Source organism: Deltaproteobacteria bacterium CG11_big_fil_rev_8_21_14_0_20_49_13 (assembly GCA_002796305.1).
Lineage (GTDB): Bacteria > UBA10199 > UBA10199.
This window is the reverse complement of sequence record PCWZ01000083.1, coordinates 1-10,578: the sequence shown is the minus strand read 5'-3', so window position 1 is coordinate 10,578 and position 10,578 is coordinate 1. Positions and strand designations below refer to the sequence as shown.

12 protein-coding genes are annotated in these 10,578 nt (G+C 47.1%); all 12 read right to left on the bottom strand.

Annotated features, from left to right (window positions below; translation table 11 throughout):
• Positions 1 to 205: 205 nt before the first annotated feature.
• Positions 206 to 913, bottom strand: coding sequence for a 7-cyano-7-deazaguanine synthase QueC (gene queC / locus COV46_08360; protein ID PIR16443.1), 708 nt, complete (start codon positions 911 to 913; stop codon positions 206 to 208).
• Positions 910 to 1,281 carry a hypothetical protein gene (locus COV46_08355; GenBank protein ID PIR16442.1) on the bottom strand — a complete coding sequence of 124 codons (372 nt, stop codon included), beginning with the start codon at positions 1,279 to 1,281 and terminating at the stop codon, positions 910 to 912. Before COV46_08355 ends, queC begins: the two co-directional genes overlap by 4 nt.
• Before the next feature lie 89 nt (positions 1,282 to 1,370).
• Positions 1,371 to 3,074: a single-stranded-DNA-specific exonuclease RecJ gene (gene recJ, locus COV46_08350; GenBank protein ID PIR16441.1), complete on the bottom strand. Its 1,704-nt coding sequence runs from the start codon at positions 3,072 to 3,074 to the stop codon at positions 1,371 to 1,373.
• Positions 3,075 to 3,228: 154 nt separating this feature from the next.
• Positions 3,229 to 4,149: a protein translocase subunit SecF gene (secF, locus tag COV46_08345; protein PIR16440.1), complete on the bottom strand. Its 921-nt coding sequence runs from the start codon at positions 4,147 to 4,149 to the stop codon at positions 3,229 to 3,231.
• Positions 4,146 to 5,885 (bottom strand): protein translocase subunit SecD, encoded by a 1,740-nt coding sequence (gene secD / locus COV46_08340; GenBank protein ID PIR16439.1) that lies wholly within the window; start codon positions 5,883 to 5,885, stop codon positions 4,146 to 4,148. The genes secF and secD overlap by 4 nt, the downstream gene beginning before the upstream one ends.
• 58 nt (positions 5,886 to 5,943) lie before the next feature.
• The gene (yajC, locus tag COV46_08335) at positions 5,944 to 6,288 is read right to left on the bottom strand and encodes a preprotein translocase subunit YajC (protein PIR16438.1); all 345 of its coding nucleotides are present in this window, start codon (positions 6,286 to 6,288) and stop codon (positions 5,944 to 5,946) included.
• 106 nt (positions 6,289 to 6,394) lie between these two features.
• Entirely contained in the window at positions 6,395 to 7,696 is a 1,302-nt protein-coding gene (locus tag COV46_08330; protein ID PIR16437.1) for a tRNA guanosine(34) transglycosylase Tgt, read from the bottom strand.
• A gap of 154 nt (positions 7,697 to 7,850) precedes the next feature.
• Entirely contained in the window at positions 7,851 to 8,012 is a 162-nt protein-coding gene (locus COV46_08325) for a hypothetical protein (protein PIR16436.1), read from the bottom strand.
• A gap of 112 nt (positions 8,013 to 8,124) precedes the next feature.
• Positions 8,125 to 8,457, bottom strand: a complete 333-nt coding sequence (locus tag COV46_08320; GenBank protein PIR16435.1) for a hypothetical protein — start codon at positions 8,455 to 8,457, stop codon at positions 8,125 to 8,127.
• Positions 8,454 to 9,089, bottom strand: a complete 636-nt coding sequence (locus COV46_08315; GenBank protein PIR16434.1) for a hypothetical protein — start codon at positions 9,087 to 9,089, stop codon at positions 8,454 to 8,456. The genes COV46_08320 and COV46_08315 overlap by 4 nt, the downstream gene beginning before the upstream one ends.
• Before the next feature lie 38 nt (positions 9,090 to 9,127).
• Entirely contained in the window at positions 9,128 to 9,556 is a 429-nt protein-coding gene (locus tag COV46_08310; protein PIR16433.1) for a hypothetical protein, read from the bottom strand.
• A 49-nt stretch (positions 9,557 to 9,605) separates the two neighbouring features.
• On the bottom strand, positions 9,606 to 10,415 hold the full coding sequence (locus COV46_08305; GenBank protein PIR16432.1) for a hypothetical protein: 810 nt from the start codon (positions 10,413 to 10,415) through the stop codon (positions 9,606 to 9,608).
• Between the last annotated feature and the right edge of the window lie 163 nt (positions 10,416 to 10,578).

Sequence of the window (10,578 nt, the reverse complement as noted above, 5' to 3'; positions counted from 1 at the left end):
GAAGCAATCTCCATAAATCAAGTGTTTGCGGGAGATTGCCGCGCCCCTTCGGGGCTCGCAATGACAGAGTAAGTAGGTTTTTAGAGGTGCCCATTATTCACTGAGATAGATACATTAATGGATTGTATTTCAAACTCCAAAAGGAGTGCCTTATCAACTGGACGGGGGTCAATATGCCCTAATCGGTCCCATAAAGTCAAGCAGATTAACTCACTAAAATATTAGAAAGTATCGCCCTTCTAAATCTCAAACACGACTCGCACTTCATGCAAAGGGACCTCCCCCCCTCATAACAGGGCCAGCAACAATTAAGCGGCAGTTTTTGATCTATTGCGCACCTTACCATATCGACCTTTGACATTTTTTGCGTAAAACTGACCACTTTGGGCCGTTTTAGGGTTGAAAATCGCAAAGTTTCATTCATTTTTGATACAAATTTGGCACTATTGTCCGAGAAAGTGACCGCCTCTTCTTTATTAAACCCCGTGATAATTAGGTCTGCGTGGAGCGACTCGGCAAATGACGCGGCTATATTAATGAACAGGCCGTTGCGGTTGGGGACCCAGACGGCCTTTGCGTTTCTGCCATCCCCGCAAAAGCGGGGATCTCGTTGATGCGTTGGATTCCCGCCTTGGCCTCCGGAAGGCAGGCGGGAATGACAGACCGTAGGGATTCTTTTCTTTCGGTCAACAAGCGCTGTATGCGTTATTTCGCCGAGCCACGGAAGCTTAATGACCTTATACGGGATCTTCCAAGGTTTGCAGATTTTTTTTGCGGCCTCCATCTCGCGCTTAACAGCGCGCTGGCCATAGTCAAAGGTGAGTGCCAAAATTATGTTATGTTCCTTTCTGGCGATGGCTGTCGAGACCATCGAATCAAGGCCGCCGGAGAGAAGGGTTATTGCTCTTTTCATAATCCAAGAAAGGCCGCGCCGCAGTTCTCTGTCTCCCAGACCGTGATCTTCTTGAGAGTTACGCCTTCTTCAGCAAGGATCGATTGAAGCTGATCAAAGAGGCATTTGGCCAAATATTCGGTCGAAGGCGGAATATCGAGGAACATGCCGAGTTCGTTTAGGTTCTTTCCGTCCCATGTACTTGTTATGGAACGAAGGTGCCGCTGGATCAGCGCAAAATCGACCACGCATCCGCTTGCGTCGAGTTCGCGTCCCACGACAACAGCTTCGGCCTGCCAGTCGTGGGCATGAGAAGGTTCAAGCTCGCCGCTCAATGCGCGTATGGCATGGCTTGCCTTAAAATGCTGGGTCACGATTATTTCGAACATAGCTATGGCCAGCAAAGCAAGCAAGGCAAGTAAAGCCGGCAAAGTTAAAACCTTGCTGGCATTGCCGGCCTGAAACCTTGCTGGCAGACTTATGCCATCTTTAAATCTCTTAACTTCAACTGTATGGCCCCTGCCCCCCTCCAAGTGTCGCGTTGAGGTACGAACGCCACATCAAGGACATCATGAGGCGCTACCCCGTGATGTCCCATACCAAAACCTATTGCATCGAGTATCACCATATCGCCTGCAAATTTTAATTTAAGGTGTTTTTCGGCTACGATCTTCGCATCCGAGACCTTCATCTCCCTCAGACAGAATACCGGCTCCGGATTCTTCTCTCCGAACGGTTCCATCCTCTCCAGTTCTTCTATAAGCTCCTCCGAGACCTCGCCGGAAGATATCTCGTTGTCCACAAACATGGTATCTATCCTGTCATCCTCACTGAGCGTAGATGAAACATATTCGTTAAAGCGCCTTGTGAACTCATCTATCTTATCTTTTGCAATGGTAAGGCCGGCCGCATGCTTATGCCCGCCGTAGCTCATAAGAAGATCTCCGCAGGAACGGAGCGCCTCTATTACATTGTAATCGCCTATACTTCTAACGCTACCAAGACCTTTGTCGCCTTCAAGGCTGATGACCACGGCCGGCTTTTTGTGCTCTTCGGCAATACGGGTTGCTACTATCCCGATGACGCCCGGATGCCAATTATCACCCGCAAGGGTGAGTCCCAGCATTTTGACATAGTCTTTATCTTCGGAGATGATCTTTGAGGTCTCTTTTAATATGGCGGCCTCGATCGACTGCCTCTTTGAATTAAGAGAGTGAAGCGTCTGCGCCAGTTCCGTGGCCTCTTCCGGATCCTTGGTGGTAAGGAGCCTGACCCCTATTTCCTGATCTTCAAGACGCCCCGCCGCATTTATGCGAGGCGCAAGTCTGAAAGCTGTTGAAGACGCATTTATCTGATGAGGTTCTAGCCCGCTGATTATTCTGAGCGCGATGAGCCCCTTGTTCGAACTTTTCTTGAGCTCTTCAAGGCCGAATTTAACGAATATCCTGTTCTCGTCCATCAAGGGGACCACGTCCGCAACCGTTCCGATGGCTACGATATCTAAAAGCTCGCGAAGCCTGGGCTCACCTCCTTCTTTAAAAAATTCTCTCTCACGCATCTTCTGACGAAGAGCCATTACAAGGTTGAACGCAACACCCACTCCGGCAAGACCCTTGAAAGGAAAACTACAGTCGCCCCTTTTCGGGTTTATTATAGCCACCGCTTCCGGCAATCTTTGAGAAGGTTCGTGGTGGTCGGTAACTATCACGTCTATTCCAAGACTCTTCGCGTAGGATATCTCTTCTACGGCATTTATCCCGTTATCTACCGTTATGATCAGATCGGTCCTGCGCTCATGGAGGGTCTTTACCGACGCCATATGCATTCCGTAGCCCTCTTTGATGCGGTGAGGGATATAGTGATCGACCTTGACCCCTATCATGTCAAAAAATCTTACCAAGAGGGCCGTGGATGTGGCGCCGTCGGTATCATAATCTCCGTAAATGGTAATATGCTCTTTTCCCGATATCGCGCTTATGATCCTCGAAACGGCATCTTCCATTCCCGCCATGAGGAAGGGGTCGTGAAGCCCCTGCAACGTTGGATTTAAAAATTCGTTGGCGGAATCCGCGTCTTTGATGCCCCTGTTTATAAGGACCTGAGCGGTTATCGTGGAAATGTTAAGCGAGGCGGCAAGCGCCTCCGTCAGTACTTCATCTTGTGGGTAGAGTTGCCAATGCATAAAAGGCGTAACTCGTAATTTGTAACCGGTTACTAGTGCATCGTCAATTTAATTTTTATCGACGAAGTCGGTAGAAATTAAATTGTTACGTGCACTTGCGCTAAAGACAACCAGTAAAAATTTAATAGACAATGTACTGGTCACAAGTTACAAGTCACCATTTTTTAAATTTGGCCGCAATTCGGGGCCAGTGTTTATAGAGCCATATATAGATAGGGCTCGCTATGAATATAGATGAATAGCTACCGGTAACCACGCCGATTATGAAGCAAAACGCGAAATCATGGATAACTCCTCCGCCGCTGAAGAAGAGTATGGCAACGACGATCAAAACGGTGAACGACGTTATTATCGTTCTCGAGAGCGTTTCGTTTATGCTCTGGTTCACGACTTCGTCTATGGTGTTTACGTTGATCTTCTTTGCGTGTTCGCGGATGCGATCGTACACAATGATGGTATCGTTGATGGAATAACCGACTATGGTAAGTAGCGCCGCAAGGATCGAAAGGTTGAACTCCTTGTTAAAGAACGTAAGAAAACCCATAACGACGACGACATCGTGTATAAGGGCAACGATGGCTCCGGGGGCAAAATAGAAATTGAACTTTATTCCTATATAAACGAGCATCGCAATGAGCGTGAAGAAAATTGCAAGCTGGCCCTTTCTTTTTAGCTCCTGCCCCACTTTCGGCCCCACCGTCTCCTGCTGTTCGAGCACCATATTTTCGGCGCCATATTTTAACGTAAGGATATCCGTGATCTTGGCGACCGAGCCTTCAAGTGTCTCTTCTGTCTGTTTGGTCTTTATGGTGAACTGGTTCCTGTTGGTGTTTCCGTAACGCTGAACTACCGAATCGACGCCATTCTTCAAAAGGATGGATTTTATCTCCCCGTCCTGCACAGGAGCATTGAACGCATATAGGAGCTTAACGCCGCCCTTAAAATCGATGCCGTAATTAAGCCCGTTCTTGAACATGATGACAAGGCTTCCTATGGTCACGACAAGAGAGAGCAATATCAGCCACACCTTATACTTCATGAACGGAATATTCTTTGGGATCGGAAGTTCTATCATATGCTTATTCTCTCCACCTTATGTTTCATGACCCTGTAATCATAAATGAGCCTTGTGACCACAATGGATGTAAAGAGCGTGGTCAAGATACCTATCGAAAGCGTCACTGCAAAACCTTTAATAGGACCGGTCCCGAACTGGTATAGAACTATTCCTGCGATCAGCGTCGTGATATTGGAATCGACAACCGCGCGAAGGGCGTTTGAATATCCCGCGTCGATAGCCGACTTAACGGGTTTTCCCAGCCGCAGCTCTTCCCTTATGCGTTCGCAAATAAGAACGTTGGCATCGACCGCCATGCCGACGGTAAGCACAATGCCTGCGATACCGGGAAGAGTAAGCGTTGCACCGAATATGGAGAGAAGCGCCAATATCAAAAGAACGTTGAGCGCGACCGCAATGTCGGCGTAAAGACCGCTCATCCTGTAGTAAAAGATCATGAATATTATGACCAGGATCGCAGCGATAAGGCTCGCTTTAAGACCCGCCATAATGGATTCCTGCCCGAGGGTCGGGCCCACAACGGTCTTTGTCGCCTCTGAAAGACTTGCCGGAAGCGCGCCTTCCTGCAGTACAAGCGCCAGATCTTCGGCCTCTTTCAGGACCGCCTGGTAATCGCCAAAGCCCAAAGATATTTGGGCGTGTCCTGTGAGTATCGGCTCGTTAATTACGGGGGCCTTGTTCACATATCCGTCGAGGACTATGGCGAGACGTTTTTTTACGTTGTTCTTTGTAAGTCCGCCGAAGTTCTCTGTTCCTGTCTTATCGAATGTGAGGTTGACCTTTGGTTCGTTGTTATCGATAGAGACACGGGCGTCCTGAAGCATGTCACCTGTAACTTCCGCTTTTCTGATTATGAGAAAAGGTGCGCCGCGAACTATCTTTTTTGTGATAGGATCGCGAATAACCTCAAAGGTAACCTCGCTCGTCTCCGGTATCTTGCCCTTAAGGTTCTCGTTTATCTGTGAAATGATCTCGGCGGAATATCCTTCCGGAATGCTCTTCTCTTTGCGCGCGTCGGAGATCATCTGTTCAATTTCGGGCTGGCTTTTGCTCTCGTCCACAAGCTTGAACTCCAGCTGGCCGGTCCTCTTGATGATAGAGATCGCGCGGTCCGGATCGGAAAGGCCAGGAAGCTCGATAGCTATGCGGTCGCTACCTTGCCTTGTTATCGTAGGTTCGGAGACCCCGTAACGGTCAATTCTGTTCCGCACCGTCTCTAGCGCCTGCTTCACGGAATTGCCCTCGAGATAGTCCTTATAGGTCTTTTGCATAGCTATTACCACGGTCGGGTAACCTTCTTCGGTAGTTACCGCCTGTTTTGCAAAGACCTGACCGAAATCCTGATCTATTAGGTTAGTAAGTGTGTCCACCTGATCGGCTGTGGAAAGCCTTATATGAAGGACACCGTCGTTGTTCGGCTGTAGAATAGCTGCGGGGGTTACGTTCTTTTCTTCAAGATAACGCTCGATGTCGGTAGAAAAGAGGTCTGTCTTTCTCTTGATGGCGTCGGCAACGTTGACCTGCATCTCGATGTAGATGCCGCCGCGAAGATCAAGCCCCAAGTTAAGCGCCTTTTTGGGAAAGACCTGGATGTACCACGGGACCGGCTGACCGTTCGATTCTAAGATATTTCTTTTGGCGTCGAATCCGAATATTGTCGGGACCAAAAGATATATACCGATCAAAAAAGAGGCCAGCACCGCGTAGCACTTCCATTTCCAGGATTGTGGCATAATAAGGCGTAAATCGTGACTCGTAACTCGTGACCAGTCACAAATTACAAGTTACAAATTACGATTCTGTTGTTTGTTTTACAAAACCTATCTGCGCCTTGTCCATTTTTATGCGGACGTTCTCGGCTATCTCAAGAGTGATGATCCCTTCGGCCATACCGTGGATCCTTCCGTGGATGCCGCTTCTTGTGACCACATCATCGCCCTTTTTAAGGCCTTCTATCATGGCGCGAACCTTTTTCGCCTGCTTTTGCTGCGGGCGGATCATTAAAAAGTAAAAGATCGCGAATACCACTATCATGGGGAGGAAGAGCCCCGCCATTCCGCCGCCACCCTGCGCGCCCGCTCCGCCGCCGGGCTGTCCTGCCATTGCATGCGCTGTGCTGATGAATAGACCTAACATATTTCTCTCCTATTCTGATGGGGGGAACGACCGGCTCGGAAGACCTCGCCACTTCCCCCCAAACCCCTCGAACTCGAACTGGCAAATCCAGATTCGAGTTCGCCCATTAATCACTCATGTTTCTTTTGGAAATAAAATCCCTCTTAAATTCTATAAACCTATCCTCCGCTATCGCGGAGCGGATGTTTCTTATCAAATCGAGGTAAAAATGCAAGTTATGAATTGTTGCGAGTCGCGAACCCAGAATCTCGTTACATTTGAACATGTGGCGCAGATAGGCCATCGAATAATTTTGGCAGCAATAGCATGGACATTCGGGGTCCGGAGGGTTCGGGTCTTCGGTGAATTTGGCGTTTAAAATGTTCCAATTACCCTTATATGTCATGGCCATACCGGTTCGCCCGTTGCGTGAAGGCATGACACAATCGAACATGTCGATGCCAAGATCTATACATTCAAGAAGATCCTCGGGCGTTCCCACACCCATTAAATAGCGGGGCTTATCCTTTGGAAGAAATTCGGTGCAATGGCCGGTAATATCATACATCAGCTCATTAGGTTCGCCGACCGACAGGCCGCCGATTGCGTAGCCATTAAAGCCGCGCTTTGTCATTCCCGCAGAAGCCTGCCTTCCGGAGGCCAAGGCAGGAATTTCCCCTTCGAGATCCCCGTTTTCACGGGGATGACATGAAGATATCTCCAGCATCCGCTCGATATATTCTTTGCGCAGGTTCTTATACATGCCCCCTTGGACGATCGCAAAGAGCGCATTTTCCTGCTTGCGGGTAGCAAGACACCTCTCCGCCCATCTTAAAGAGAGCTCCATCGAATCGCGCGTGGCCTTTTCGTTCTCGCCGTGGGGGAGGCATTCATCCAGGACCATCATAATGTCGCTGTCAAGCGCTTCTTGTATCTCAACGGCGATCTCTGGGGTCAAAAAGTGTTCCCGCCCACCGTCTATCGGGGTTCGGAACTTAACACCCTCTTCGGATATCTTGGACGAGATAAGCGTTTCATTTTCTTCCTTCAGCCGCTCTTTGATCGGCAATTCATTTCCATCTTCTTGCCCCTTGACCCCTTGTTTGCTCCCCCCTCCGCCCCTTCCAAGGCTGAAGACCTGAAATCCTCCGCTGTCCGTAAGTATCGGCTTATCCCAGTGCATGAACTTATGGAGCCCGCCTAATTTTTTAATGACCTCGTGTCCCGGCCTAAGCGATAAATGGTAGGTGTTTCCAAGGACTATCTCGGCGCCAAGGCCTACTAATTCCTCCGGCGTCATCGCCTTCACGGTCCCTTGAGTGCCTACGGGCATAAATACAGGCGTATCTACCTCGCCGTGAGAGGTCTTAAATCTTCCCAGCCTTGCCCGCGAATCTTTGGCCGTCTTGTTTACCTTGAACTCGAACATGGCGAGGGGGCTATTAGCAGGTTAATTAAAGATGTAAACTGTTATTACATTGGACCGGCAAATTCTTGTGGAAATGTCGCCTTAACAGCCGCGAAAAATCTATCGACGACCACTCGTTGTCCGGAAGTAAGATCTTTATTAAGGTCCTTTGAATCTAAATAACAGCTGTCTGTAGTCTAGCCCACGATTGAGATGCTCCGCATCGTGGGCATTGAACACCCTCTGGCCATCGCACCTTTTCTAGATAATCTCGACAGGCCTTCTCATCAGGAAACCACCTAAGCAACTCTCCAAAAGTCTTGGGGTACTTCGGCATGCCAAAACCTACTACCCATTGTAGTTACCGTAGTCAAGTGCATATGCAGGTTATTCACGTTTAACTAGTTGAATTTTTTAGTGAAAACGGGATTCTCTGTGGGTTTATGGGTCTAAAGCTCAATTCTATATTTTTTCCAGATTTTTTGGCACTGAATCGGATCCAAAATAAACAATGCACGATGATATGCCTTTGGCGCCAGTTTTATCTTAAAAACCGCGCACCAAAATGTCAGCGTTTCCGGTAACCAGTTGCCACGCGATGGGTTGGCAACAACACTTTTTATCTCTTTTTTGCCATACCTATCAAAAAGCCACTTAATAGCGGGCATATGCCCATAATTCAAGACCCTTTCAATGATAGTCTGCCTGTCACGCAGTTCATCCAAACCTGCAAGATCGTACGACCACAACGTGATTTTGATATAGGATGGAATCCTTTTCATAATAACTTTTTCGTCAATCGAAACGTTTCATTTGAAATATATTTTTTTACTTTTTCCCATTCGACCATTTTGAACAACTCAAATCCACGTGCGGTGGCGTCATTATCTGCGTCCTCAAAATATGTCAACCCTTTGAGAAGGATATAACTATCGATGTTACGATATTTTTTTATCGCCCATCTCATAAGCTCGTCAAGACCATACATCTTCGAAAGAGTATAGACATCAAGAAAATCCCGGCGTTTGCCTCTTTGCGAAATCGCGATCAGCTTCATAGCCCCGATATCTTCGACAGATGCCAGATCGACGTGCCTGTCTCTCACAAGCGGTTTAATTAAAGGATAATCATAGTAAAAACAGCTGATGTGTACTTTTTTACAATCTCCTGAAACAGTCCCGTAAGCAACCTGGCTTCTCACAAAACCATGCAAAAGGCGCCTCATTGATGATGAAAGCATTTCAGAATTGAATTCTTTAGACATGTAGAAATCAAAATCCTCTGACGTCCTATGTCCAAGATGGATGGCAAGAGCGGTACCTCCAGCAAGATAGGCATTGAATTTTCTAAGGAACGCCAGTTTTCCGAATAAAATCCGCTGATCCTTACTCAATATTTCCCAGTGCATGTTCATTATATATTATATAGCATGCCCGGTAAAACGATTCAACTTTAAAGAAACTTTGGTAAAATCAAAGAAATAAACGCGAATTTTATTATTTCGTAACTACTCACCCAAATTCTAGTTTTTAGCGAGGTGGCTGACTGCGAAATCAAGGAATCCGATATTTTGCTTGTCGCAGGTGCGAACGGAAAAGTGCGTATCCCCGGATATCGGATATTCGCTGGAGGGATTGAAAAGTGTGTGTCCCCAGATTTAATGACGGCGCTTGTAAATAGAATAATCTTAAGGCATGGTAACGCTCTGAAACGCCTTCCATACCCGTTCAGGTGGGTCTGAATACTTGTGCCATGGCATAATAAAATTTGACCATGCCGGTATTCCCAGAGCAATATTTGACACGCCTTCAAGCTCAATGCTAGAAGCAACCCCAACAAGTTCTCCATCATTATTGAAAAGAGCTCCACCGCTATTTCCATGCGCCACAAGCGCGGTTGTCTTCATTACTCCGGAACCGTCTCCGGGAAACTAATCTACCTGTCTAATCTTTCCGGGGGTAAATGTTTTTTTATTCTCATCCTCCATTGAGGGAAAGCCAACAGCCCACACGACTTCTCCTCCAATTGGTGGACGTCCGGCAATTTTAACCGTGCGATATTCTTTCAACTCCTCTATTTTAAAAGAAGCTGAATCCAGCTTTCTGTTGGCTTCGGTTATATTTTCCTGTTTAACTTGCACTATTTTTCCATATACCTCAAATGAAACGTCTTCCCTAAAATTGCCGTTACCGTCGTAAAGCACGTGATAAGCCGTCATAACATCGCCGTCCTGCGAGATAAGAACGGCGGAACCTGTACCTTTTTGTTTTCCATCTTTGAATGTTATTATGCCGACCGCTTCGCCTGCGCTTTTTAAACTTTTCGGAACGGTGTTTTCAATAAAGTGTATCCCTTTTTGGAGATCCGGCCCCAAATTATCATCATAGGAACATATTCTTTCGGGCACGATCTTCCCAAAAATACGCTGGATTTCCAAACCTAACATATTTTGTAGCACAGAGGTCCCGGGACAACTGTTTGACTTGAATGTAGCTTTTGCTTTTTCTCCATATTTTTCAAAAATGTTCAAAGCCTTATTTGCCTCGTCAGCTGAAATAAACTCTGAAGAACCTCCACCGTCTAATGACGCGATAGTTTCAAAAGACAGGTCGTCGAGCTGATATTCTAAGGCGTTCGAAATGGTAATGCTTCCACTTTCGATAATGTCTTCGGGAACATCTATTTCTTTGAGAAAGGATCTCGTGCTTGGATCTTTTGGGTCAAATGTAATGGTACTCATATATATATTATGTTATCGGCCGGGTTATGAGTGAAAGTTGCTAACCCTTAGTTTTTTGTTAATAAAAAGGTAACTACTCAAGCAAATTCTAGAAGTGGGTTCGAGAAAGGCTTGGCAAGTGGCTGAAAATGTGGTATTTTTCTGGGTGAGATGGAAGGCGAGA

Coding starts and splice junctions, on each gene's coding strand:
- COV46_08355 (PIR16442.1), bottom strand. CDS start 1,281: ATGTTCGAAATAATCGTGACCCAGCATTTTAAGGCAAGCCATGCCATA.
- queC (PIR16443.1), bottom strand. CDS start 913: ATGAAAAGAGCAATAACCCTTCTCTCCGGCGGCCTTGATTCGATGGTC.
- yajC (PIR16438.1), bottom strand. CDS start 6,288: ATGTTAGGTCTATTCATCAGCACAGCGCATGCAATGGCAGGACAGCCC.
- COV46_08330 (PIR16437.1), bottom strand. CDS start 7,696: ATGTTCGAGTTCAAGGTAAACAAGACGGCCAAAGATTCGCGGGCAAGG.
- recJ (PIR16441.1), bottom strand. CDS start 3,074: ATGCATTGGCAACTCTACCCACAAGATGAAGTACTGACGGAGGCGCTT.
- COV46_08325 (PIR16436.1), bottom strand. CDS start 8,012: ATGCCGAAGTACCCCAAGACTTTTGGAGAGTTGCTTAGGTGGTTTCCT.
- COV46_08310 (PIR16433.1), bottom strand. CDS start 9,556: ATGGAAATAGCGGTGGAGCTCTTTTCAATAATGATGGAGAACTTGTTG.
- secD (PIR16439.1), bottom strand. CDS start 5,885: ATGCCACAATCCTGGAAATGGAAGTGCTACGCGGTGCTGGCCTCTTTT.
- COV46_08320 (PIR16435.1), bottom strand. CDS start 8,457: ATGAAAAGGATTCCATCCTATATCAAAATCACGTTGTGGTCGTACGAT.
- COV46_08305 (PIR16432.1), bottom strand. CDS start 10,415: ATGAGTACCATTACATTTGACCCAAAAGATCCAAGCACGAGATCCTTT.
- secF (PIR16440.1), bottom strand. CDS start 4,149: ATGATAGAACTTCCGATCCCAAAGAATATTCCGTTCATGAAGTATAAG.
- COV46_08315 (PIR16434.1), bottom strand. CDS start 9,089: ATGAACATGCACTGGGAAATATTGAGTAAGGATCAGCGGATTTTATTC.